Origin of the sequence: Parafrankia sp. FMc2, from assembly GCF_041008525.1 — a bacterium.
Classification (GTDB): Bacteria; Actinomycetota; Actinomycetes; order Frankiales; family Frankiaceae; genus Parafrankia.
Genome location: NZ_JBFLUG010000108.1, coordinates 1 through 26,264 on the forward strand (window position 1 = coordinate 1; position 26,264 = coordinate 26,264).

At 72.7% G+C, this 26,264-nt stretch carries 9 protein-coding genes and 1 pseudogene; 6 read left to right on the forward strand and 4 right to left on the reverse strand.

What is annotated here, in order from left to right; genetic code table 11:
- Positions 1-81 precede the first annotated feature (81 nt).
- Both AB1460_RS27085 and AB1460_RS27090 read left to right on the forward strand, forming a co-directional pair.
- Positions 82-9,432, forward strand: a pseudogene (locus AB1460_RS27085) (type I polyketide synthase); the annotation flags it as partial.
- Between the two features lie 75 nt (positions 9,433-9,507).
- On the forward strand, positions 9,508-14,757 hold the full coding sequence (locus AB1460_RS27090) for a type I polyketide synthase (protein WP_368964939.1): 5,250 nt from the start codon (positions 9,508-9,510) through the stop codon (positions 14,755-14,757).
- Between the two features lie 93 nt (positions 14,758-14,850).
- On the opposite strand, the gene AB1460_RS27095 is transcribed toward AB1460_RS27090, so the two are convergent.
- Entirely contained in the window at positions 14,851-15,735 is an 885-nt protein-coding gene (locus AB1460_RS27095; protein WP_368964940.1) for a carbon-nitrogen hydrolase family protein, read from the reverse strand.
- On the opposite strand from AB1460_RS27095, the gene AB1460_RS27100 reads away from it, so the two are divergent.
- The 3 genes from AB1460_RS27100 to AB1460_RS27110 all read left to right on the forward strand — a co-directional run bounded on the left by AB1460_RS27100 (position 15,703) and on the right by AB1460_RS27110 (position 17,939).
- On the forward strand, positions 15,703-16,101 hold the full coding sequence (locus tag AB1460_RS27100) for a hypothetical protein (protein ID WP_368964941.1): 399 nt from the start codon (positions 15,703-15,705) through the stop codon (positions 16,099-16,101). The genes AB1460_RS27095 and AB1460_RS27100 overlap by 33 nt on opposite strands.
- A gap of 194 nt (positions 16,102-16,295) precedes the next feature.
- A complete protein-coding gene (locus AB1460_RS27105) occupies positions 16,296-16,850 on the forward strand; it encodes a DUF4333 domain-containing protein (protein ID WP_368964942.1) in 555 nt (184 codons plus the stop codon).
- 189 nt (positions 16,851-17,039) lie between these two features.
- Positions 17,040-17,939, forward strand: coding sequence for a hypothetical protein (locus AB1460_RS27110; protein WP_368964943.1), 900 nt, complete (start codon positions 17,040-17,042; stop codon positions 17,937-17,939).
- Here AB1460_RS27110 and AB1460_RS27115 read toward each other — a convergent pair.
- Positions 17,920-18,234, reverse strand: coding sequence for a hypothetical protein (locus AB1460_RS27115; RefSeq protein WP_368964944.1), 315 nt, complete (start codon positions 18,232-18,234; stop codon positions 17,920-17,922). The genes AB1460_RS27110 and AB1460_RS27115 overlap by 20 nt on opposite strands.
- 58 nt (positions 18,235-18,292) lie before the next feature.
- On the opposite strand from AB1460_RS27115, the gene AB1460_RS27120 reads away from it, so the two are divergent.
- Positions 18,293-18,430, forward strand: coding sequence for a hypothetical protein (locus tag AB1460_RS27120; protein ID WP_368964945.1), 138 nt, complete (start codon positions 18,293-18,295; stop codon positions 18,428-18,430).
- Positions 18,431-18,689: 259 nt separating this feature from the next.
- Here the strand turns inward: AB1460_RS27120 and AB1460_RS27125 are convergent, their stop codons facing one another.
- Both AB1460_RS27125 and AB1460_RS27130 read right to left on the reverse strand, forming a co-directional pair.
- Positions 18,690-25,289 (reverse strand): TIR domain-containing protein, encoded by a 6,600-nt coding sequence (locus AB1460_RS27125; protein ID WP_368964946.1) that lies wholly within the window; start codon positions 25,287-25,289, stop codon positions 18,690-18,692.
- A gap of 165 nt (positions 25,290-25,454) precedes the next feature.
- A complete protein-coding gene (locus AB1460_RS27130; RefSeq protein ID WP_368964947.1) occupies positions 25,455-25,910 on the reverse strand; it encodes a Clp protease N-terminal domain-containing protein in 456 nt (151 codons plus the stop codon).
- Between the last annotated feature and the right edge of the window lie 354 nt (positions 25,911-26,264).

Here is a 26,264-nt window from a genome sequence, read left to right on the forward strand (position 1 = left end):
GTCTGTATTTATGTTTTTGTTGTTGAATAATAAACAAATCAAGATGTTTGAGGTGTGTCTGGTCTTCGTAAGCGTGAGTGTGGGATAGGATACATCGATTACACGGCGCGGGCGCTGGTGGTGCCGGATGAGGTGGAGGGGTATTTGGGGACGGGTAATTCGGGGAGTGTGGCGTCGGGTCGGGTGTCGTATGCGTTCGGGTTGGAGGGGCCGGCGGTGACGGTGGACACGGCGTGTTCGTCGTCGTTGGTGGCGTTGCATCTGGCGGCGCAGGCGCTGCGGGGGGGTGAGTGTGATCTGGCGTTGGCGGGTGGGGTGACGGTGATGGCGACGCCGGGGACGTTCGTGGGTTTCTCGCGGCAGCGTGGTCTGGCGGCGGATGGCCGGTGCAAGTCGTTCGCGGACGCGGCGGACGGGGTGGGGTGGGGTGAGGGCGTCGGGATGCTGCTGGTGGAGCGGCTGTCGGATGCCCGGAAGAACGGTCACCGGGTGCTGGCGGTGGTGCGCGGGTCGGCGGTGAACCAGGACGGCGCGTCCAGCGGCCTCACCGCGCCGAACGGCCCCTCACAGCAGCGGGTGATCCGCCAGGCGCTGGCGAGCGCGGGGCTGACCACCACGGATGTCGACGTGGTCGAGGGCCACGGCACCGGAACCACCCTGGGTGACCCGATCGAGGCGCAGGCCCTGCTGGCGACCTACGGCCAGGGCCGGCCCGAGGGGCAGCCGCTGTGGCTGGGCTCGCTGAAGTCGAACATCGGCCATGCGCAGGCTGCTGCCGGTGCGGCCGGTGTGATCAAGATGGTGCTGGCGATGCGCGAGGGGGTCATGCCCCGGACGCTGCACGTGGACGCCCCGTCGTCGCAGGTCGACTGGGAGGCGGGCGCGGTCTCCCTGCTCGCGGAAGCACGGCCGTGGGAGACGGACGGGCGCCCGCGGCGGGCGGCGGTGTCGTCGTTCGGGATCAGCGGCACCAACGCCCACATCATCCTGGAACAGGGCGACCTCCTGGAACAGGGGGACCTCCGGGAACAGGGAGATTTCCCCGGCCAGGACGCCGGGCCCGCGGACAGCCCCCCGGCCGAGGCCGGACCGTCCACGCTGCCGCCGCCGCCGCCGGTGCCGGTGCCGGTGATGCTGGCAGGGCGGGACGCCGCCGCGCTGCGCCGCCAGGCCGCCGCACTCCACGACCACCTCGCCCGGCAGGAACATCCCGACCTGGCCGCCGTCGGGCGGACCGCCGCGAGCCGGGCCGCGCTGCCGCACCGGGCCGTCGTCCTCGGCGCCGACCCGGCCGCCCTCGTCACGTCCCTCGCCTCGGTCGCCGCCGGTGAGCCGGCCGCCGACGTGATCGGAGGCGTCGCCTCCCCGGCGGGTCGGCAGGCGTTCCTCTTCGCCGGCCAGGGCGCGCAGCGCCTCGGCATGGGCCAGGGCCTGTACGAGGCGTTCCCCGCGTTCGCCGCCGCGTTCGACGAGGTGTGCGCCGAACTCGACCCGCACCTGGACGTCCCCGTGCGCGACGTCGTCCTCGGCGCGGACCGGGAGCTGCTCGACCGGACCGGCCACGCGCAGCCGGCCCTGTTCGCCCTCGAGGTCGCACTGCTGGCACTGCTCCGTTCCTGGGGCGTCGGCCCGGCCATGGTCGCCGGCCACTCGATCGGTGAGGTCGCCGCCGCCTACGCCGCCGGCGTGTTCGACCTCGCCGACGCCGCCCGGCTCGTCGCCGCCCGCGCCCGACTGATGCAGGCGCTCCCGGCCGGCGGGGCGATGCTGGGCGTCGAGGCCGACGAGGCCGCGCTGAGGGGCGTGCTGGACGCCGCCGCGGACGGGCCGCCGGCGGTGGACGTCGCCGCGGTCAACGGCCCGTCGTCGGTCGTCGTGTCCGGGCCGCAGGACGCCGTCGCGGCCGTCGCGGCCCTGGCCGCGGAACGCGGCTGGCGCACGTCGCGGCTGCGCACCAGCCACGCCTTCCACAGCGCGCTCATGGAACCGATGCTGGCGGCGTTTCGCACCGTCGTGCGCGGGCTGTCCTTCGCCGAGCCGACGCTGCCGGCGGTCTCCACCCTGACCGGCCGCCCGGTCGTCCCCGGCCTGTGGACGGACCCGGAGTACTGGGTGCGGCAGGTCCGCGAGCCGGTCCGGTTCGCCGACGCCGTCGGCGCGCTCGTCGAGCTGCGCGCGACCCGTCTCGTCGAGATCGGCCCGGACGCCACCCTCACCACCCTGGCCCAGCGGTGCCTGCCCGAACGGCCGGGCCGCGGCTTCGTCCCCACCCTGCGCCGGGACGGCGCCGAACCGCCGGCCGCGCTGGCCGCGTTCGCCGCCCTGTTCGTCGACGGCGTCCCCGTCGACTGGTCCGGTGTCCTGCCCGGCGACGGCCCGCGGCTCGACGACCTGCCGACCTACGCGTTCGACCGGCAGCGGTACTGGCTCGACACCCTCGACGAGCTGCCCTGGGCCGGTGATCCGGCCGAAGCCGAGTTCTGGGACCTGGTCGAGCGCGCCGACACCGCCGGCCTCGCCGCGCAGCTGCGGGTGACCGGCGCGGAGCTGGCGACCGTCCTGCCCGCGCTGGCGGACTGGCGGGCCCGGCGGCTGGCCGCGGCCACCGTTGACGCCTGGTGCCACCAGATCGGCTGGCGGCCCGTCCCCGACCCGGCAGCGACCCGGCTGGACGGAACCTGGCTGCTGATCGGCACCGATCCCGCCGGCACTGACCTGGATGTTCTCAGCGCAGCCCTCACCGCCGCCGGTGCGCGGCCACGGACGCTGCCCACCGGAGACCGCGCGGAGCTGACCGCCCACCTGACCGCCCACCTGACCGCCCACCTGACGACCGGGCTGACCGCCCTCGACGAGGCCCCGGTCGGTGTCCTGGCCTTCGCGGGTGCCGGCCCGGACGGGCTGGCGGGGACCCTCGCCGCGGTCCAGGCCCTGGGGGACGTGGGGATCACCGCCCCGCTGTGGATCGTGACCACCGGCGCGGTCGCCACCGGACCCGCCGACCCCCCGGCACTGCCCGACCAGGCGCAGCACTGGGGGCTCGGCCGGGCGGTCGGGCTGGAACACCCCGAGCGGTGGGGCGGGCTGCTCGACCTGCCCGGAACCCTCGACGCACGTGCGGCCGGCCGGGTCGCCGCGGTCCTGGCCGGTCCGCCGGACGCGCTGCCGGTGGGGGAGGACCAGGTGGCGGTCCGCGGCAGCGGGATCCTCGTCCGCCGGCTGCGCCCCGCCCCGGTACTGCCCGACCAGGAGTGGGTGCCCCGCGGCACCCTGCTCGTCACCGGCGGCACCGGCGGCCTGGGCGCCGAGGTCGCCCGGTGGGCCGCGGCGCGCGGGGCCGAACGCCTCGTGCTGGTCAGCCGGCGCGGCCCGCAGGCCCCCGGCGCCCGGGAACTCGCCGAGGAACTCACCGCCACCGGCGTGGACGTCACCCTGCACGCCTGCGACCTGGCCGACCGCGGCGCCGTCGCGGACCTGCTCGCCGGCCTGCCCGGCCCGGTGCACGCGGTCGTCCACGCGGCCGGCGTGGCGGAGGACGCCCGGCTCGCCGACGCGGACACCGATCACCTCGTCCGGGTGCTGGCCGGCAAGACCGCCGGGGCGGCCCACCTCGACGACCTGCTGGGCGACACCCCGCTCGACGCCTTCGTCGTCTTCTCCTCGATCGCCGGTGTCTGGGGAAGCGCCACCCAGGCCGCCTACGGCGCCGCGAACGCCGCCCTGGACGCCCTGGTCGGGCGCCGCCGGGCAGCCGGACGTCCCGCCGCGGCCCTCGCCTGGGGCCCGTGGGCGGGCGCGGGGATGGCCGCCGGCGACGCGGTCGCGGACCGGCTGCGCCGCCAGGGACTCGTCCCGCTGGAACCGGGCCGGGCCGTCGAGGCGCTCGGCCGCCTGGTCGCGGCCGCGGCAGCCACCGCGGCCGGCCCGCTGGTAGTCGCCGACGTCCGGTGGGAGACGTTCCTGCCACTGTTCACGGCCAACCGGCCGCGGGCCCTGTTCGACGAGCTGCCCGCCGTCGTCCGCCTCGCCGCCGAAACCGCGGCCGCCTCCGGTGCCGCGGGCGGGGCGGGCCGCGCCGACGGTCCGTCCGGTGCCCTCGCCGGTCGTCTCGCCGCGGCCACCCCCGCCGAACGGGACCGGATCGTGCGCGACCTCGTCGCCGCGACCGTCACCGCCGTCCTCGGCCACCCCGCCGGCACCGTCCTCGAGGCCGACCGGTCGTTCCGCGAACTCGGCTTCGACTCGATGACCGCGGTGGAGCTGCGCAACCGCCTCGCCGGCGCGACCGGCCTGCCACTCCCGGCGACGCTGGTGTTCGACCATCCGGACGTCGACCGCCTCGCCGCCCTGATCCTGCAGCTCGCCGCCACCACCGACCCGGAACCGGCGGGCGCACCGGAACGGGAACGGGCGCGGGGACGTGGGCTGGCCGCGGGAGCCGGGACCGCGACGCCGGGGAGCGCCGCCGACGACCCGCTGGCGATCGTCGGAATGGCGTGCCGCTTCCCCGGCGGAGCGGACACCCCCGACGCCCTGTGGGAGCTGCTCGCCGCCGGCGGCGACGCGATGGGCGCCTTCCCGACCGACCGGGGCTGGGACCTCGACGCGCTGTTCCACCCGGACCCGGACCACCCGGGCACCTTCTACGCCGGCGCCGGCGGGTTCGTCCACGACGTCGCCGACTTCGACGCGGCCCTGTTCGGGATCAGCCCGCGGGAGGCCCTCGCGATGGACCCGCAGCAGCGGCTGCTGCTGGAGACGTCCTGGGAGGCGTTCGAACGGGCCGGTGTGGACCCGCTGTCGCTGCGCGGCCGGCCCGTCGGCGTCTTCGCCGGCTCCAACGGACAGGACTACATCGCGCTGCTCGGCGGCACCGAGGCCGACGGCCACATCGGCACCGGCAACGCCGCCAGCGTGCTCTCCGGCCGGCTCGCCTACGCGTTCGGCCTGGAGGGCCCGGCGGTGACGGTGGACACCGCCTGCTCGTCCTCGCTGGTCGCCCTGCACCTGGCGGGCCAGGCACTGCGCGCCGGCGAGTGCGAGATGGCGCTGGTCGGCGGCGTGACGGTGATGTCCACCGCCGGCACCTTCCTCGAGTTCGCCCGCCAGCGCGGCCTTTCCGCCGACGGGCGGTGCCGGTCCTTCGCCGCCGCCGCCGACGGCACCGCCTGGGGCGAAGGCGTCGGGATGCTCGTCGTCGAACGGCTCTCGGACGCCCGCCGGCTCGGCCACGACATCCTCGCGCTGGTCCGCGGCAGCGCCGTCAACTCCGACGGTGCCAGCAACGGGCTGACCGCGCCGAACGGCCCGGCACAGCAGCGTGTCATCCGACAGGCGCTCGCGAGCGCCGGGCTGGCCTCCGCCGACATCGACGCGGTGGAGGCACACGGGACCGGTACCGTCCTCGGTGATCCGATCGAGGCGCAGGCGCTGCTCGCCACCTACGGCCAGGACCGGCCGGCGGAGCGTCCACTGTGGCTCGGCTCGGTCAAGTCGAACATCGGCCACACCCAGGCGGCCGCCGGCGTCGCCGGGCTGATCAAGATGGTGCTCGCGCTGCGACACGGCGTCCTGCCCGCGACCCTGCACGTCGACGCGCCGAACCCGCACGTCGACTGGTCCGCCGGCACCGTCCGCCTGCTCACCGACGCGCAGCCGTGGCCGGACGGGGACCGCCCGCGCCGCGCCGGAGTGTCCTCCTTCGGCTTCAGCGGCACCAACGCCCACGTCGTCCTCGAACAGGCCCCCGCGCCCGTTCCCGCCACCGGCACGAGCACGCGGGACGTCCCACCGGCGCGGGACGTCCCACTGGCACCGGACGTCCCGGCTCCGTTCCCGGTGCTGCTCGCCGGGAACGACGAGCAGGCGCTCCGGGAACAGGCGCACGCGCTGGCCGCGCACCTCGCCGCGCACCCCGCCGTGGCGGTCGGGGCCGTCGCGCGGGCGCGGCTGGCCCGGCCGTCCCTGCGCCACCGGGCCGTGGTCGTCGCGCAGGACCAGGAGGGACTGCGGACGTCCCTGACCGCACTCGCCGCCGGCCGGCCGGGCGGCGACACCGTACGTGGGACGTCCACCGCCGGCCGGCTGGCCCTGCTGTTCACCGGCCAGGGCGCCCAGCGGCTGGGGATGGGCGCCGAGCTGTACCGCGCCGACCCGCACTTCGCCACCGCGTTCGACGAGGCGTGCGCCCACCTCGACCTGCAGCTGCCCCGCCCGCTGCGAACCGTCATCGACACCGAGCCCGAGCTGCTCGACCAGACCGGCTACGCGCAGCCGGCGCTGTTCGCCCTCGAAGTGGCCCTGCTGGACCTCCTGCGGCGGCACGGCGTGACCCCCGACGCGGTCGCCGGGCACTCCATCGGCGAGATCACCGCCGCCTACGCGGCGGGCGTCCTCGACCTCGCGGACGCGGCGACCCTGGTCGTGGCCCGCGGACGTCTCATGCAGGCCCTGCCGGCCGGCGGCGCGATGCTCGCCGTGCAGGCCGGCGAGGAGGAACTGCTCGCCGCGCTGGACTCCGCCCGCGCCCCCGCGGCGGTCGATCTGGCGGCGGTCAACGGACCCGCGGCGGTGGTGCTCTCCGGCCCGGCGTCGGCGATCGACGCCGCGGCCGGCCTCGCCGCCGCCCGCGGCTGGCGGACCACCCGGCTGCGGACCAGCCACGCCTTCCACTCCGCGCTGATGGAACCGATGCTCGCCGAGTTCGCCGCCGTCGTGCGCGGGCTGACCCTGCGCGAGCCCACGCTGCCGATCGTCTCGACCGTCACCGGCCGGGCGGTCGAACCGGGCGCCTGGACCGATCCGGACTACTGGGTCCGGCAGGTGCGCCAGCCGGTCCGGTTCGCCGACGCGGTCGCCACCCTGGCCGCGGGCGGCGCCACCCGCTTCCTGGAGGTCGGCCCGGACGGCGTCCTGACCGCGATGACCCGCCAGTGCCTGGACGTGCCCTCGACAGAGAGCGCGGCGGGGGGCTCGGCCGGTGGGGTGGCCGTTCCGCTGCTGCGCCGGGACCGGCCCGAGCGGCGCAGCGTCCTGACGGCACTCGCCCGCCTGCACGTCGACGGTGCGTCCGTCGACTGGGCGGCGGCGCTGCCCACCCCCGGCACCACCGCCGCCGGTGCGGGTCCCGACGACACCGCTGCGGCGGACCTGCCGACCTATCCCTTCCAGCGGCGACGGTTCTGGCCGGAACCGGTCGTCGCGGCCCCCGTCCCCGCGGACGCGTCCGAGGCGGGCTTCTGGGCGGCGGTGGAAAGCTCCGACCTGGCCGGGCTGGCAGCCCGGCTCGGCGTCGACGGGACGGTCCTGGAGCAGGCCCTGCCCGCCCTGGCCGCCTGGCGGTCGCGGAGCCGTGAGCTGGCCCGGATCGACGCCTGGCGCCACCGGGTGACCTGGCAGCCCGCGCCCGACCCGGCGCCGGCGTCCCTCGACGGCACCTGGCTCGTCCTCGGCGACGACACCGACCACATCACCGGGCTCACCGAGATGCTCACGGCAGCCGGAGCCACCGTCGTCACCCTGCCCGTCACCGCCGGGAACGCGGATGCGCCGGGCAGCGCTGACGCGGTCGAGCTGGCGGCCCGCCTCACCGCGGTAACCACCTCCCTCGGTGTCGACGTCGACGTCGACACCGACGGCAGCCGGATCGCCGGGGCACTCTGCCTGACGGGCCTCGCGGGACGTCCGCTCGCGGACACGCTGGCCGTGGTGCAGGCATGCGGCGCGGCCGGGCTGGCGATGCCGCTGTGGTTCGTTACCCGCGGCGGCGTGTCGACGGGACGCGGCGACGCCCCGGTCAGCGTCGCCCAGGCGCAGGTGTGGGGCCTGGCCCGGGTCGTCGCCCTGGAGCACCCCGAACTCTGGGGCGGCCTGCTCGACCTGCCGGCGTCAGGCCTGGACCAGCGCGTCGCCGGCTGGGCGGTCGCCGCCCTGGGCGGGCAGCTCGGCGACGAGGACCAGATCGCCCTGCGCGGCGGGGGCATCCTGCTGCGCCGGCTGGTCGCCGCCACCGGCACAGCCGGTGCGACCGGCGCCGCCGAGCAGGGCTGGCGCCCCCGCGGGACCGTACTGATCACCGGTGGCACCGGAGGCCTCGGCGCCCAGGTCGCCGGCTGGGTCGCCCGGAACGGCGCACACCGCGTCGTCCTGGCGAGCCGGCGCGGCCCCGACGCCCCGGGCGCGGCAGCCCTGGTCGCCGACCTCACCGGACTCGGCGTGCAGGCGGACGCCGTCGCCTGCGACCTGACCGACCGCTCCGCCGTCGCCGCCCTGCTGGCAGACCTGAGCGCGAAGGGCCGGGTCACCGAAGGCCGGGTCACCGAAGGCCGGGTCACCGAAGGCCGGGCCGCCGAGGGTGAGACCGCCGAGGGTGAGGCGCTGACCGCGGTCGTCCACGCCGCGGGTGTCGCCGAGGACGTCCCGCTGGCCGATGCCGACGCCGCCCACCTGCACCGGGTCGTGGCCGGGAAGGTCACCGGCGCCGAGCTCCTCGACGAGCTGCTCGGCGACACCCCACTGGACGCCTTCGTGGTCTTCTCGTCGATCGCCGGCATCTGGGGCAGCGGCGGCCAGGCCGCCTACGCCGCCGCCAACGCGGGGCTCGACGCGCTCGCCGCGCGCCGCCGCGCGTCCGGCCGCCCGGCCACCGCACTCGCCTGGGGCCCGTGGGCCCAGGTCGGCATGGCGTCCGGGGCGGCGACGGCGGACGGCCTGCGCCGCCGCGGCCTCACCGGGATGGACCCCGACCTGGCCCTCGCCGCCCTGGCCCGTGCGGTCGGCGCCGACGAGGCCGCCGAGATCGTCGCGGACGTGCGGTGGCCCGACTTCCTGCCGCTGTTCAGCGCCGCCCGGGCCCGCCCGCTGTTCGCCGCGATGGCGGCGCAGGTCGCCGCCGCCGCCGCCGGCGACGCCGGCAGCGGCCGACCTGCGGCGACCGCCGAGTTCGCCGAGTTCGCCGCCCGCGTCATCGCCGCCCCCGCGGGGCAACGTGACCGGCTCGTCCTCGAACTCGTCCGGGCGGAGGTCGCCGCCGTGCTCGGCCATGCGTCGACCGCGGAGGTCGAACCCGGCCGGGCGTTCCGGGAGCTCGGTTTCGACTCGCTGACCGCGGTGGAGCTGCGGGCCCGCCTGGTGACGGCGACCGGCCTCGACCTGCCGCCCACCCTGGCCTTCGACCATCCGGACGCCGCCCGCCTCGCCGGGCACCTGCTCGCGCTGCTGGCCCCTGCCCCCGCGGCCGCCTCCGTGGACGTCCCGCGCGCGCGGGACGGCGGCAACGGCACAGCCCCCGGCAGCACCGGCAGCACCGGGACCGGCGGTGGCGCGCTCGGCGGCGGCGACGGGCTCGACGGCGGGTCGGCTGGGACGGGCGGGATCGACGAGATGGACGTCGACAGTCTCGTCCAGCTCGCCCTCGGCGGCGACGGGTCCTGATCATGCCTGCGAGCGGCCCCCCGACCGCGTCGGTGAGCGGCGCGCGCACATGACGTCGACGAGCGGAGCACACCCATGACCGAGCAGGACTCCCGGCTGGTCGACGCCCTGCGCGCGGCGCTGAAGGAGACCGAGCGCCTGCGGGGCGAGCAGCGACGGGCGGCCGCGCTCGCCGCCGAGCCCATCGCGATCGTCGGCATGAGCTGCCGCTACCCCGGCGGCGTCCGCTCGCCGGAGGACCTGTGGCGCCTCGTCGCCGCCGGCACGGACGCCGTCTCGTCGTTCCCCACCGACCGCGGCTGGGACCTCGACGCCCTGCGCCCACCCGGCCCGACACCGGCAGCCGACCGGTCCCCGGGCGGTGGCGCGGACGCCGGAGATGCCGGGACGTCCGCCACCGGCACCGGCGGGTTCCTCGACGGGGCCGCCGACTTCGACCCCGCACCCTTCGGGATCACCCCCCGCGAGGCCCTCGCGATGGACCCGCAGCAGCGCCTGCTGCTGGAGACGTCCTGGGAGGCCCTCGAACGGGCCGGGCTGGACCCGCTGGGGCTGCGCGGCAGCCGGACCGGCGTCTTCGCCGGCACCAGCGGCCAGGACTACATCTGGCCGCTGCAGGACGTCGCCGCCGACCTCGAGGGCCATCTGACGACCGGCAACGCGGCCAGCATCCTGTCCGGCCGCCTCTCCTACGTCTTCGGTCTGGAGGGGCCGGCGATCAGCATCGACACCGCCTGCTCGTCCTCGCTGGTCGCCCTGCACCTGGCGGCGCGGTCGCTGCGGGCCGGCGAGTGCGACCTCGCGCTGGCCGGCGGTGTCGTCGTGATGTCGACGCCGGGCATCTTCCGTGAGTTCAGCCGGCAGGGCGCGATCGCTCCCAGCGGGCGCTGCCGGTCGTTCGCCGCCTCGGCGGACGGCACCGGCTGGGGCGAAGGCGTCGGCGTCCTCGTGCTCGAACGACTCTCCGACGCGCGCCGCCACGGCCGACACGTCCTGGCGACGGTGCGCGGCAGCGCCGTCAACCAGGACGGGGCGAGCAACGGTCTGACCGCCCCGAACGGGCCGGCGCAGGAGCGGGTGATCCGGGCGGCCCTCGCCGCCGCCGGGCTGGAACCCGGCGAGGTCGACGCCGTCGAGGCGCACGGGACCGGCACCGTCCTCGGCGACCCGATCGAGGTCCGGGCCCTGCAGGCCACCTACGGCCAGGCCCGGGCGGCGGACGGGCCGCTGTGGCTCGGCTCGCTGAAGTCGAACATCGGCCACACCCAGGCCGCGGCCGGTGTCGGCGGCGTCATCAAGGCGGTGCAGGCTCTGCACCACGGTCTGCTGCCCCGCACCCTGCACGTGGACGAACCGACCAGGGCGGTCGACTGGTCCGCGGGCACGGTCGCCCTGCTGACCGAGGCCCGGCCGTGGCCGGAGACCGGACGTCCGCGCCGCATCGGCGTCTCGTCGTTCGGGATGAGCGGCACGAACGCGCATGTGATCCTGGAGCAGGTCGCCCCGGCGGCCGCTGCTCCCACCATGACCGCCGCCGACCCCGCCGCCGAGCCCGACCCCGACCCCGCACCTGCACCTGTGGCCGCCGACCCGCCGTCGCCGGTGCCGGGGCCGGTGCCGCTGGTCATCTCGGCGACGGGCGAAGCGGGGCTGCGGGCGCAGGCCGGCCGGATGGCGGACCATCTGGACAGCGGTGCGGGCACACCGGTGGACGTCGGCTGGTCCCTGCTGTCCCGGGCGGCCCTGCCCGAACGGGCGGTGGCTCTGCGCGCCGCCGGCCTGCGGGAACTGGCCGCGGGCCGGCCGGCGTCCGACCTGGTCAGTGGCACGGTCGTCCCGTCCAGCGGGGCGGTGTTCGTGTTCCCCGGCCAGGGTGGTCAGTGGGCCGGCATGGCCGTCGGCCTGCTGGAACACTCGGAGGTGTTCGCGGCGCGGCTGGCCGGGTGCGACGCGGCACTGAGCGAGTTCGTGGACTTCTCCGTCCTGCGCGTCCTGCGGGAACGCCAGGAGCTGGACCGGGTCGACGTCCTGCAGCCGGTGCTGTGGGCGGTGATGGTGTCGCTGGCCGCCTGGTGGGAGTCGCACGGTGTGGTCCCGGCGGCCGTGGTGGGGCACTCCCAGGGAGAGGTCGCCGCCGCGGTGGTCGCCGGCGCACTGTCGCTGCGGGACGGCGCCCGGGTGGTCGCCCGGCGCAGCGCTGCCGTGCGCGCCCTCACCGGAGACGGCGCCCTGGCCTCGGTGGTCGCCACAGCCGACCAGGTCCGGGACCTGCTCGCCGCCGGCTCCGCGAACACGAACAGCTCCGCGAACACGAACGCCACCGCGCCCGCGCTGGGTATCGCCGCGGTCAACGGGCCGGCGCAGGTCGTCGTGGCCGGGGACCGCACCGCGGTGACCGCGTTCGTCGCCCGGTGCGAGGCACGGGACATCCGCGCCCGGCTGGTCGACGTCGACTACGCCTCGCACTCGCCGCAGGTCGAGCAGGTGCGGCACCGGCTGCTCGCGGAGCTGGCCGACCTGCGCGGCGAGGTGCCGTCGGTGCCGTGGTACTCGACGGTGACCGGCGAGCCGGTCCCCGACGCCGTCACCGGCGACTACTGGTACGCCAACCTGCGCGAGACGGTGCTGTTCGCTCCGGCGCTGCAGCGTCTGCTCGGCGACGGCTACCGGCACTTCGTGGAGGTCAGCCCGCACCCCGTCCTCACACTGGCGATGGAACAGGCCGCGGCGGACGTCGGCCCCGTCGCAGTCTGCGAGACTCTGCGCCGAGGGGAGGACGGACCCGCCGGGCAGCTCCGCGCGCTCGGCCAGGCCTGGGTCGCGGGCCTGCCCGTGCGCTGGACGGGCTGGTTCACCGGCACCTCACCCCGGCGTCTGCCGGACCTGCCCACCTACGCGTTCGAGCGTCGCCGGTTCTGGCCGCGCCCACTGGCGGCCGCCGAGCCCGCCGAGCCGGCGGACCTCGCCCACCTCACCGGAATGGCCCCGGACGGCATTGCGGCCGAGTTCTGGGCAGCCGTCCAGGCGGGTGATCCCGAAGCCCTCGGCACCCGCCTCGGTGTGGGCGCCGACCTGGTGGAGCCGATCCTGCCGGCGCTCGCGTCCTGGTGGGACGGCCGGCGGCGCGCTGCCACCGTCGACCACTGGCGCTACCGCGTCAGCTGGCGGGAACTGCCCGACCCGCCGCCCACGCCGCTTCGTGGCCGCTGGCTCGTCATCACCCCACCGCCCACGTCGCCGGCGGACGGGGGACCGGCGGGCGAGGCTGTGGCAGGTGGGGGTGTGGCAGGCGGGCTGCCATCCGACATCGAGGCGCTGCTGGCCGGAGCCGAGATCGTCGCGGTGGTCGTGGACGGTTCCGCCGACCGCGCTGTCGCGGCAGCCGACCTGCGCAGGTCGGCGGGCACGTCCCCGGTGGCCGGCGTCATCTGCCTGCTCGGTCTGGACGAGGCCCCACATGCGACGTTCCCCGCGGTGCCGCGGGCGATCGCCGGCACACTGGCCCTGGTGCAGGCGCTCGGTGACGCCGGCGTCGACGCGCCGCTGTGGGTGGTGACCCGCGGCGCGGTGTCCACCGGGCCGGCGGATCCGGTGCGCAGCCCCGTCCAGGCGCAGCTGTGGGGGCTGGGCCGGGTCGTCGGCCTGGAGCATCCGGACCGCTGGGGCGGGCTGCTCGACCTGCCCGCCACGGACCCGACCGTGTCCACGTCCGCGGGCTCCGGACCGGGCGACGCCATGCACCCGCGGACGGCAGCACTCGGCGCGGCCGTTCGACGGGTGGGCGCGCTGCTCGCCGGCGGAACAGGGGAGGACCAGGTCGCGCTGCGGGTGTCCGGTCTGCACGGCCGTCGGCTGGTTGCCGCGCCGGCGGCACGCCTCTCCGTAGGCGGTACCGAACCCGACCCGAACGGCGCCGGCGTCAGGTCGGGGGGCAGTGGCTGGCGGCCCCGCGGAACCGTGCTGATCACCGGCGGCACCGGGACGCTCGGTGCGGCGGTGGCACACTTCGCCGCGACCCGCGGTGCCACCCACCTTGTCCTGGCCGGGCGGCGCGGACCGGACGCGCCCGGCGCGGCGCGGCTGCGCGACGACCTGACCGCGCTCGGCGCCGACGTCACCCTCGCCGCCTGCGACGTCTCGGACCGGGCCGCCCTCGACGCGCTGCTGCGCGGGCTGGACGAGGCGGGCAGTCCGGTCACCGCCGTCGTGCACGCCGCCGGGATCGGGCAGGACGCGCCTGTCACCCAGACCACCCCCGCCGACGCTGACGCCGTGCTGCGCGCCCGCGCCGGGGGCGCCGCGCATCTCGACGAGCTGCTCGGCGACCGCGAGCTGGACGCCTTCGTCGTCTTCCCGTCGGTGGCGGGAATCTGGGGAAGTGGACGCAACGCGGTCTATGCCGCCGCCGACGCCTACCTGGACGCTCTCGCCGTCCGCCGCCGCGCCGCCGGCCGGCCGGCGACCGCCGTCGCCTGGGGGCCGTGGGCCGGCGCACCCACCGTGGACACCGCCGCCCGGGACGCCGCCGCCCGGGACGCCGCCCTGATCCGGATGGGGCTCACGCCGCTCGCCGCGGAATCCGCCATCGACGCCCTGGCCGCCATGCTCGACCAGGACGAATCCGGTGTCGTGGTCGCGGACATCACCTGGGATCGCTTCGTGGCCGCCTTCACCGCAGCCCGGCCCAGCCCGCTGCTGGCCGCCCTGCCGGCCGCCCGCACCGCCCTGCGTACGGCCGGGGACCCCGCCGCCGACGGTGACAGCGGCACCCGCGGGGACACGGCCGATGGTGGGAGCGGTGCGCAGCTGCGCACCCGCCTCGTCGCGCTGCCCACCGACGAGGCGGACCGCGAGCTCGTCGATCTCGTCCGCGCCCACAGCAGCGCGGTACTCGGATTTCCCGACTCGGAGAGCATTCCGGCTGATCGGGCGTTTCGGGACACCGGCTTCGATTCGGTCACCGCGGTGCAGCTCCGTAACCGTCTGAACCGGGCGACCGGGCTCAGTTCCCCCGTGACACTCGTCTTCGACCATCCGACTCCGCGGGCACTGGCGCTGCACCTCCGGCGGGAAATGCTGCCGGACTCGACCCGAGCGGAAACATCGGTACTCGACGACCTCGACCACCTGGAACGGGCGATGACCGGCCACGAGCACGACGCCATCACCCGCACGAAGATCAGAATCAGACTGCAGTCCCTGCTCTCCGGCTTGGACGGTGCCGGTCCGGCCGTCCCGGCCGGGACCGGTCCGGAACTCCCGGCCGCTTTCACCGCGGCCTCCGACGACGAACTGCTGAGATTCATCGACACCCAGCTGCGCTGACGTCGGGGCGCCGGGGAGTTTCGACGAGGACTGCGTTCTCCGGGCACTCGGCCGCCGCCCGTTTCGCGAGTTCGACCAACTTCGGCCGGTTGGTTATAGCTGGGTGCGCTGTTCGGAACGGGGGTCGTGCACGAGGGTCCCGCTGTGGAGCACACCGGACATCGCGCGGGTGCGCCAGGCCGCGGTGGAGTCGTACAGTGCGGCCTCGGTGTCGAGGGTAGAGATCAGCACGCCGGTACGGTTGCGCGGCAATCGCCCGGTCGTGACGCCGTCGGCGCGGACGAAGAAAGCGCCCCAACAACTCTCGCGGGCAGAGGAGTTCGGACAACTGATCCAGACGTGGTTTGCGGCTGCTTCCGCGATCATCGTCGCCGGCATAGTGATGCCGGGGTAGGTGCTCCCGGGGTTGAACCGCTGCACGTCCGCACCGATGGCAGCGCGGATCTCGGCCATCTTTCCAGACGTCATGTGGGCGGCGTGGTAGGAGTGGAAGATCAGTTGGATGTCCCGTCGTCTGTATTCGCGGTACAGCTCCGGGTATCGGTAGTCGTGGCAGATCAGCGCGCCACACCGAACACCGTTGATCGTGAACATGCTCAGGTGGTTGCCAGGCGTGTAGTGCGCCAGGTCGCCGGTGCGTTCTTCGGGATCGCCGGCACAGAAACGCTTGTCGTAGCGATCGACGATACTGCCCGTGGCGTCGACGACGTAAAGGCTGTTGTGTGGTTTATGGTTACCGGTCAACCGGTGTGTCGAACCGAACACGACCCACAGTCGAAGCTCGCCGGCCAGGGCCAGGATGCGCCGCGTGACACGTTCGAGCAAATCCCAGTCGAACCCGTCATAGCTCGGGAAGTCGGAGCCTACATAGCCCGAAAGGCACGCCTCCGGAAAGTGCGCGACGTCCGCCCCTTGCTCCCGTACAGACAGCATCTGACGCATGACGTGTCGGCCGTTGCGGGCGACGTCGGCGTCCACTGGAAACTGGCACGTGGCCACCGTCAGCCCAGTCACAACTTTCCGACGCCAGTTGAGCTGTCCACGGCCTCAGTATTCCATGTCGGTTTCGGGCACCGGGGGACGTCCCCGGAGTCGATCCGCGAGGGCGGTGGGCTCGGCTACGCGCTCGTCTATAAGTACGAGGTCACCAACCTGGCGGTGTTCGGCCGGCTCTCCCGGAAGCGGGTGAACCACCTGTTCGCCGGCCACGGCTACGACGTCCTGGGGGCGGAAGATCCGGATCAGGTGCAGTCGCTGCTGGCCAGCCTGGACGGATCGGGCTCACCGGCGCCGGCGAGGACCAGCCCGGACCTCCAGGCCCAGCGACGGCAACGTCAGGACTGACAGACGTCTCCGCAGGTCAGAGCGTCCATACCGGTACGTTTCGTCGAGCCGTTCGTCGTTTGACGGCGGTATAAGGGGGGACTTTCCGGCATCCGGGGGTTGCCGCCGTCGCGGGCACTCGTCGGGTCGCCAGACGGTGAGTCGGCAACCCCGGGGTTGGATGTGGGTACCCGGGACTATCAGGGGGGACAGGTATGCGGTTCTTCGCTACTGCCGCACGCGAGCAGGACACCGAGAGCGGCGAGGTCGAACCAGGCGCGGCGGGCGGCGCCTCGAGGAGGCATTCGCTCCGGTTGCCCTGGGGCGTCGGGATCGCGCTGGTGGCGGCCGTCGTTACCGTCGGCGCGGCAGGCTGCTCGGACTCGGACGATGACACCGACAACGCGGCGACCCCCGCCGCAAGCGCGTCGGTGACGCTCACCCCCGAGCCGATCTCCGGCTCCGCGGCACCCGAGGAAAGCCCGGCGCCGGCGACCGCGGCCCCGACCGGCCCGACCGGCTCCGCCACTGCCGAGCCGCAACCGGTGTCCGGGGAGACCCTCGAACAGCAGATCGAGGGCGCCTACCAGGCCCGGGACGGCAGGCTGAACTTCGAGGTCGACTGCCCGACCGACCTGGAGGGCACGGTGGGTGCCTCGGTCAACTGCACGCTGACCAGCGTGGCCAACGGCGACCAGATCCCGGTCACGATCAGGGCGACCGAGATCGCGACTGACGGGACGGTCGTCTGGGAACTCCACAACGCCTGATCCGCGGTGCCGACGCGGGTCCGGGACGTCCGCGGACGTCCCGGACCCGCGTCGGCCGCACTCACCCGCTACCGGACCACCCGGGGCCTGGTCGTCAGCATCCGAGCCCATGGCTGCAACATGCGAGAGCGGCCTCGGCGCGTTCCTCCGCGCCGGTCGCCCGCGGCTGGAGCCCGACGAGGAGCCCCCATGCCGTCTGCCGACGAACTCATCAGCGACTCCACCGCAGAAAGCCTCCATCGCGTGTTTCGTGCGACGGCGCCGGACGCCGACCTGAGTGCACTCGCAACGGCGGCCGGACGGCTCGGATCGCTCTCTCTTCGCGAGCGTGCCGACCTGCTCCGGGACGCACTGCACGATGGCCTGCCGGGAGACTACGCGGCGTTCGCCCGCACCATCCGCGAGGCCGCGCGCACACCCGGCTTCCACGGCTGGCTCATCTGGCCCGTCACGGGCGCGGTCGCGGCGAAAGCCGTGCAGGAGGGCAGCGAGGCCGCGTTCGATGACGGCATGGCGCTCCTGGCCGAGCTCACGGGCCGGCTGACCAGCGAGTTCGCGATCCGCCCGCTGCTGCGGCACAACCTCGACCGTGCCCTGGCGATCATCGCGGACTGGACCGACTCGGAGGACGCCGACGTGCGACGCCTGGCCTCCGAGGGCACCCGTCCGTACCTGCCCTGGTCGGTCCGCGTGCCGCAGATCATCGCCAGACCGGGTGTCACGATCCCGATCCTCGACCGCCTGTACCGGGACGAGAGCGAGTACGTGCGCCGCTCGGTGGCGAACCACCTCAACGACCTCAGCCGGGACGCAGCCGACCTCGTGACCGGGGCGGCCGCACGGTGGTTGGCAGCGCCGGACGCCAACACCGGCCGGGTGGTGCGACACGGCCTGCGTACGCTCGTCAAGCAGGGCATCCCGGCGCGCTTGCGCTGCTCGGTTTCGCTCCGGCGACGCTTGACATGGAGGGGCCGACCCTCGACGACGACTCGGTGCCCTACGGCGGCAGCGTCCGGTTCCGCGCCCGCATCCGCAACAGCGGAGGGGAGCCGGCCCGGCTCGCCATCGACTACGTGGTCCACCACATGAAGGCGAACGGCCGGCAGGCAGGCAGGCAGGCAGGACGTTCAAGCTCACCACGCGCACCCTCGCGCCGGGAGAGTCGGTCGACATCGAGCGCGAGCACTCGTTCCGGGAGATCACCACACGCCGTTACCACGTCGGCTCGCACGCGATCGAGCTGCAGATCAACGGGGTGCAGACGGGGCGGGCCGACTTCGAGCTGCTGTCCGTTCCCACGCAGCGGTAGCAGGAGACCGCCCATGCCCATGCCCATCGCGACCGCGGCGACGTCGTCGCGGCGCCGGCCGAGGTGCCGCGACACAGAACGCTCCACCGTCGCCCGCGAAGACCCGACTCGTAGGGTGATCCGGACAAACCGTTTGCAGTCGCTGCTGGCGAGCCTGGACGGATCGGGTTCCCCGGCGCCGGCGAGGACCAGCCCGGACCTCGACCCGGACTCCCTCACCACGGCCTCCGACGACGAGCTGCTGAGATTCATCGACACCCAGCTGCGCTGAGCCTGCGCCCCGGGGAGGCTCGGACAGCATCCACGCAGAACCAGACCAAAGCGAGTTTGGTCGTGTCGGCTCGGGTACCTGCACCTATCACGCCCAATGACGGATTCCGGCCGGTAGCGGCGCGGGCGCTGACCGGGGGCGGTGTCTGATGGCCGCGGATGGCGCTGCCGTGATGGACGCTCCGGCTGGAGCACAGTCAGCAGTAGGAAGTGACGTGGCGGTCACCCTCGTCGAGTCCACGGCTGCGACGGCGATGGCGCTAGAAACCATCTAACGAGGGCGCGCACGGAACGCTGAAGCCAAGCTCGACCAGGCGTGCGGCGATCCGCGCCGGGGTCCATCGGAAGCGGAACGACGCCGCCAGCACCTCGGCTCGGGAGACCGAGCGGTGCACATAATCGCCGGCAGCGTCGACAAGCAGATCGGCGAGCTGGCGATCCACCCCATCGACCACAGTTTCGAGGGCCATGTCTGACAGCGTCGGCACGCCGCAACCCAGCTCCTCAAGTCGGCCGGCCACCCGTCGCGGGGGCCAACGCAGATATCCGGCCGCGGCGATGATGTGCGCGAGTGGGGCGGGGTCCCGGCCCAGCCAGGGGCCCCGCCCGTCGAGCCGGGAGCTCAACAGCAGGAGATCTCGCGCAGTCATGGCGCTCGGCGCGAGGTCGGGCAGCGCAGACTTCTCTGGCGGAGAAAGGCCAAGGTCGGCGAACAAGGCACAAATGCTGCCGATGTCCCGCCCGGTGAACTGGGCGACGGCGAGGATCTGCGCCGGCGACAGCTGGTCGGCGTCCGGCCCGGCAGTGTCGGTCGCGTGGAACTCGATCGTCGCGTGCTCCCGGCTCGTCCGGTCGAGCTCGGTCGGCTTACCGAGCACCATCAGACCCAGGCGTTCGTATCGCTCGTGGACCTCCGCCACATCACAGGAGAGAACGCACGCAGCGTGGTAGACATGCGCCAGAGGCACGTGGCGGTCCGTCAACCGGGGTGCACGTCCGTTCAGCAGCCGGCTCAGCAGGACGACGTCCACGGAGTCCACGTAGTCCGGGGCCCGGCCGGGCAGTTCGGCCAGGGAGAAGCCCAGGTGCCGGAGCCGGCCCGCGATCTCGTGTGGTGACCGGCCGGTGATTCCCGCGGCCGCGAGGAGGTGCCCGAGACCGATCTCGTCGGCCGCCAGCCACGGCGGCTCTCCATTCAGCGCCCAGCTGACCAGGTCGATGTCGTCGAAGCACAGATCGTCCGGGAAGCGCGCTCCCGCATAGGCATCGAGTCCCGTGCCCAGTCCTCCGATCCAGGTGGCCAGCTCGGCCGGGGTGTGTGTCCGGTCGCGGGCGAGATCACGGTAGGCGGTGGCAAGGATGCTGGCGCGACTCAGACCCGCCCAGCCCTGATTCGTCAGCGGATCATCCGTCACGTCGAGCAGATCGACGACGGTACGTTCCTCGGTAGCCGACAGCTCGGTGCTGGTGACGATGCCGACGTCAAAGCCGAGTTCGACGAGCCGGGCCGCAACCGCTGTCGGTGCCTCGCCTGTCTGCGCCGAGACCCGCAGCACGTGAGCTGCCGACACCTGCCCCTCCGGATGGAAGGCATGATGGTCGTCGACGTCCCGGGCCAGAGACGCCACATCGGACGGACGGACGGGCGATGACGTCAGACCGGTCTGGTCGGCCGCGGCCATCCCCAGCTGCCGCAGGCGCAGCACCACGTCCTGCGGCTCGCGGCGCAGCCTCGCCGACGCGGCCTGCACCTGCGCTGCGGGCACAAATTGGTCGAGAAAGCTGGCGAGGTTCGCCGAACCATCAAAGTACGTGCTGAGGACAACGCCGTCGTCATGGGTGATATCCAGACCGTCGAGATCCGGTATCACGACTCCAACCTCGTCAAGCAGCTCAAGGAGCACGTCCACGGCTATTCCTGTCCGGCCAGCGAGCCCGAGGAGATTCCCAATCTCGCACCGGCCTTCCCGGCAGACATTTGCCAGGTTGGCCGCGTTCAACTCGGCGAGGCGCGCGATGCGCGTGGCCGTCAGATCAGGAAGGTAGGCCACCGTATAAAACTCCGAGCGGAGCAGAGTGGTCAATGCGGGATAATCTAGCTTGGTAGCGTTTGCCATCAATAGGAGGTGGCTTCGGTCCACCGGAGAACCGCTTGTCCGCAGCGGATGATCGCCGTCCACTCGCGGAAAATTTTGGACGAAGTTCTCCAGCTGGCTATCAGGGAGAGAAAGCGTTCTTGCCACCGGAAATCCGAGCTCTCGGAGTTGTGTCAGGTCGCGTTCCTGCTGGCCACGCGTCTTCGAACGCAGGCCATTCAGATAGCTTGTGGGAATCGGCGTCGCAGCCAGCGCGTTCGTCGTGTCCCGACTCACCAGCAGGGCATCGATCTCGCTAGGAACGACGCTGGCCCAGATGTCCGCCCCGGCCACTCGATAGCCGAACCGGCGCAGACGGCCGCAGATTTCCGCCGGGTTCAGGCCGGTATACAGAGCTGACCTGAGCACGTGTGCTCCCGTCACCCGACCCGCCGCCAGCCATGGCATGCGCCCATCAAGGTCCCAACTCTGCAGAACCAGATCCATGGGTGCCACGCCGGCGGGGTCGGGAACGGCTGGCCAGACAGCCACGCCCTGAGCACGAAGACGATCGATGACCTCGCCGGCCGACATACTTAGTCGGCTCGCCGCAGCAAGTACTTGACCGGGTCGCACGACATCATCGCGCCATCTCCAGCGCCGCCCCGACAGTGGCTCCTTGCCATCTAGGTCCCAGCTGAGTACCACCCGCTCAGGCTCGCCAACCCCTACCAGACCAGCCTCTTTCGGCGTAGGTGCCTGAAAACCGAGTCGACGACTCCGGCCCCACACCTCCCGCGCAGTTGTCCGCAATTTGCCAGCCAGGAAGCCCAAATCCGTCCGAAATACTCGTGGGACCAGCAGATTATGTTGATTCAAATCAAGTACGAGCTCCAGGTCGCTTGGCCGGACCCGTCCAGATCGCACCCCACCATAAGGATCATCCTCCGTGACCCCCTCGTCCGTTACCCAGGCCGCCATGCGGGCAAAGAACACCGCATCGGGCACCCAGAACGCGAACAGAAAACGCCCGTCGGTGCGCGTGACCGGCTGGCTGAATAACGAATAGGTTGCGAGCACAGCGTCGGTGGCGAGCAGGCCGGTCTGACTGATCGGAACGTGCTCCCCGCTTGCTCCGACCCAGGATTCGCCATCGACGGCCATGGACTCGACCACGGCATCGGCCACCAGGGGGAAGCAGTAGGCGAAGGCGATAAGCCAGTCGACCGTCACTTCCAGAGCGTCCGACGCGCGCAGGACGGGGACTGCGGCGGTCAACAGTGCGTCGACCGCCGGCTCGTCCACCATCTTTCGGATCTTATTCCGGTCGACCGAGAGCTCGGGGGCAAGCGGGCCAGTCAGGTCCAAAACCACACCCGAGACCGCCTCACCAATCCACAGCCCATCGGCGAGAACGGCGCCGATACCATTGCACCACCAGACACCGCGCCCGGCGTCGACGATCTGCGTAGTTAGCCGGCGATCCAACCCCTCGAACGGGTCGCGCGTTCCGACCGGAGCCGAAGCTGCCAGCCTGCCGGCGGGCCAGTGCTCGAACGCCGCACCCTCCACCGCGTAGGTGTCGAACTCGGCGACCCAGAGGATGCGGCGCAGGATGCCCACACAGGAGATGGACGGCCGTTTGGGATCACGGCTCAGGTAGAGGCGAACAGTGGTGCCACTTTCCCGCCCCGGGCCCAGCGGCTCGATCCGAAACAGGTTTCCGGGACCTGCGATGGTCACCCGCAGCTGCTCGCCAGGCCGACCGTCGAGCCCGAACCGGCAGGTCTCGACCCGAATCTCATCCGCGATCATAAAATAGCTCAGCACACCGACCCCGAATCTGCTGTTCGGGTGGAACTCGATCGGTGGGTCGCACGCGTTCCACCGGCCCCTCTCCTCGACGACCTCGGGCAGGTCGACCGTTCGGGTACCCGCCTCGGCGAAAACGTCGGTCAGCTCCCGATAACCCATGCCGATGCCGTTGTCGCTGCACTCGATGTAGGGCGTGCCGTCCGGTTCGAACCCCTGCCGGAACTCGATCCGTCCGGTCCAGGTCGACGGCCGACCCGTGCTCCGATCCAAATACTCGGCGCGGGCCCGCCGGTAGCGGCAGGCATCCAGGGCGTTCTGATAGAGTTCTCGTACGGCGAGCGCGCGGTTCTCATAAAGCTGCTCGCCCATGAGCAGTTCCTGCACCCGGTCCTCCGCGAGACGAAACTGCGCACCCGCTGCGCTGTAACTTGGGCGGCCCTCGACCTCGGCGGCGCGCACGCCGGCCGCGGTGGCGTGGGTGGGCAGGCCGGCGAGCGCTGGGATCTCAGCAGTCGCCCGGTGTGCCTCGGCAAGAAGGCTGTCCAGGCTTGCCGTGTGGCGTTCGAGCGCAACCTGGAGCGCGGGGTGGCGGCACTGGACCGCCAGGGCACGGGTGGACGAGCGTCCTGCACCCTGCCACTCGGCCCGGCGCAGCGCGGTCCGGACCTCGCCCAAGTCGACAGCGTCCGCCACGCCAAGATGCTCGACCAGAACAGGCGGCATGGCCGCGAGCTCCAGAGCCATGCGTTGCCCGATGGCAAGCAGATAGGCGACAAGCCGTTCCCGCAGCGGCATTTCTTCGCTGGTCGCCGGGGCAACAGTGACCAGATCCCGAAGTGCGCTGATCCGGCCGGCCTGGTTGAGGAAGGTAGGAGCGGCGCGCAGCGCGGTGAGCATTTCGCTCACCCGTTCGCGGCGAAAGACCTCGGCCGCGAGGCTCTCCTGGGATTCGTCGGTGCCCAGCCCGGAGAACAGCTCCCGCAGCAGGCTGTCCCAGCGGGAGGTTGCCTGGGATTCACACCACTTGTGGGTCAGCCACCAGCCGACCTGTCTGGCAGACGTCCGGTCGCCAGCGAGCTTTGCCCGCTCGATCCGGCGGACAAGCCGGGGATGAGAGAGGATGAAAGCGTCGAAATCAGTGCGATTGTTACGGTCTCCCGCCCGCGCTTCGGCCGAGTTCGGCTGGGCAGCCGTCGCTCGTGCAATCAGCATCGCCCACACGGTCTGGTGAAGATAGGGTCCGGCGACGAGCAGCGCCGCCTCGGCCGCGGACAGCTCCTCGGTGCTCTCCGGCAGCTTGTCGACAAGAAAGTCGACCCGGCGAGCCATGCGGCGGGCCAGGTCCGGGTCATGCCAGGGATCGTCTGCCAGCGCCGCAGCCGCGACGTCATAGGCGCGGCCTAGGCGTTCGACCATGATGCCGGTAGCGGTCCGCAGCGCGGCGGTGACCGGGGTGTCCGTTGCTCGTTCCCACGCTCGATGCTGTTCGGCTGCCGCCATCCAGATGTGCGGGGCCGCGCCGACTGCCTTCCCGCCGGGGAGTGCCGGGAATGGGTGGAAGCGAAGAGGATCGCAGGGTGACAGTGGGCGCAGCAGGCAGCATGGACCCTCGCCGCGGCCGCTGCGCATCGCGGTGGCCTGACCAGGCCAGCCGAGCACCGCAGGTCGGCCAGGCGCGCTGGTTGCAGCCATGGCGCCCGCATCCGGGCTCATCGCACGTTCGAGCGCTGCATGCAGGTCCGCCAGGGTGCTCGGCAGCGGGCGGGCGGAGAGCACCTCGACCAACGCGCGCGTCAACGACCGGCGAGGCAGTACATCGCGCAGATCGCCGGCGGCCGTTGCCGCACCCAGGCCAGCTGTGCCTGCCGCAGCCGGGCCGCGATAGACGTAGGCCACCTCGACGCCCGAGGCAGCCTCGATGTGGCCGGAGCCCCACCCTTCGTCCGTGACCAGGCCGCGCACGCCGTCGTCGAATCCGGTGTTGCCGTCGACCAGGATAAGCACCCGGGCAGCCGCGGTGCGGGCGAGCGGCTCGGACCAGTCGACTGGCACGCACAGATCCCAAAACGGCTGGTATCCCACAGTCGCGTCGGCAGGAACGAGGTAGTCCCGTCCAGTTGATTTACCCTGACCGGCCCGATGGACGACATTCCCGGCCAGGAGAAGCAGCAGGGTCGAGCCCGGCGCCGCGCCGCTGAGAAACCCGTGTACCGCAGCCTTCACCGCTCCTGCGCCCGACCGGGAACGGTCATGGATCTCGGCGCGGTAGCCGGCGGTCTCCAAGTGCTCGGCCGCGCTGTCCAGCATGCCCGACAGCCAGGGTAGCCCAGGAAGCCGCTCGTCCTCATAGGTACCAATGCCGATCAGCAGGGCATGGAACCCCGAGCCTCGGCCCGAGGCCTCGGCAACGGGAGCACCGCCGGCTCCCGGGAAAGCCGGCGCGCCCGCGGCGCGCAGTAGTCCACTCATCCCCGATCCCGTCGCTGATCCAGGGAAGAAAGGCTCTCGGGCCGGTTTCGCTCGACCGGCGATCACCTCCCGCACCCGCGTCAGCAGGCTGCTGCGGGCGTGCTGTTCTGTCATATCGAACAGATCGAAGCTGACGACCTGCCCGAGCAGCCCGGGGCGCGCGCATTCCTCGATGCGCACCGGGATCAGGCGGCGACGGGCGCTGTCCGGATCAGCAGTCACCGCAGCCTGCCACTCCTGAGTTCCGTAAAGAGAGTTCAGGTAGGCGCTGGAGAGCACTGCCAGCGTGCGGGCCGCGTCCCGGATTCCGTTCTGCATGGCCTGCGCCCAGTTGGTACCGGGAACCATGTCCCAGGCCTGAAGCAGAACCTGGAACCCGTCCGCCTCAAGCTGCCAGGCGATCCATTCCGCCCAGGAACGGTCTACCTGGGTGTAGGAGACGAAGAAGTCCCAGCGATCGGCGGAACCTGCGGTGTCGTGACCCCCGGCGAACACCTGCACAGTATGGCACCGTGCGGTGACACCTCCGCCCGAACCCAGACGAACCCGCGCACTGGCCGGAGCCCTTGCGGCACGGAGTGGAGTCCACTGACGGGTTGAACGGCTGCGGGGGTTGTCCGGCGACTGGCAGCCTTACGGATTCGACTGCTGTGAGTTCTGCCGGGGTCAGGTCGATGCCGGTGGGCTGGTCAACGCGGCCCGTGTCCGGCGGCGGGCCTGCTCGGGGTCTGCCCCGAGTCGGGTGAGCAGTTCGTTGCCGCCCCGGGCGTCCTCGCCGAGCAGGCCAAGCAGCAGATGTGCGGCATCGAGATGGTCGTGGCTGTGTGTCAGGGCTTCCCGCGCCGCTCGTTCGAGGACACGTCGCGCACGCGGGGTGAACGGAAGAGGCCGGCCGGGTTCGGTCGTGCTGTCGCCGCCAAGTCCTTCGCCGAGTTCTTCGGCCAGGACCAGAGCGGCGTCGAGGGTGACGCCCAACGATCGCAGGGTCGCACTCGTGTACCCAGCTTCCTCGTGGAGCAGGCCCAGCAAGAGATGTTCCGTCCGGATCGCGCTGTGATGGAGCCGGCGGGCATCCTCCTGGGAGAGCTCGATCACACGGCGGGCTTCCTGGGTGAACTTCATGGGTGTCGGGCTCTCCCGGAGGTATGGACACTCGGCGAGTGATCGGCTGCCGAACCTAGAACGGTCCTGCCGTGGTGCCGCGTTCCGATGAAACCCGCAGCAGCTGGTCAGGATGTTTGTCGTGCAGCTGACCCCCTGAGCCTGGATGCACCGGCTTGATTCCTGCGCTCATTCCAGTTGATCTGTAGCGACTGTTAACTTTCGGTAGTCGTGTGTGGGTGTGGCTGGTCAGCCGCTCGCGTGGGCGGTGTGTCCGGGTCCTGAATCGGGGGCCTGGGGCGGGTGGTGCTGACCGGGTGCGTGTCGGGCCGTTCCTTTTTCAAAAATTTACGTGTCTGAGAAGTGTCTTTGTGT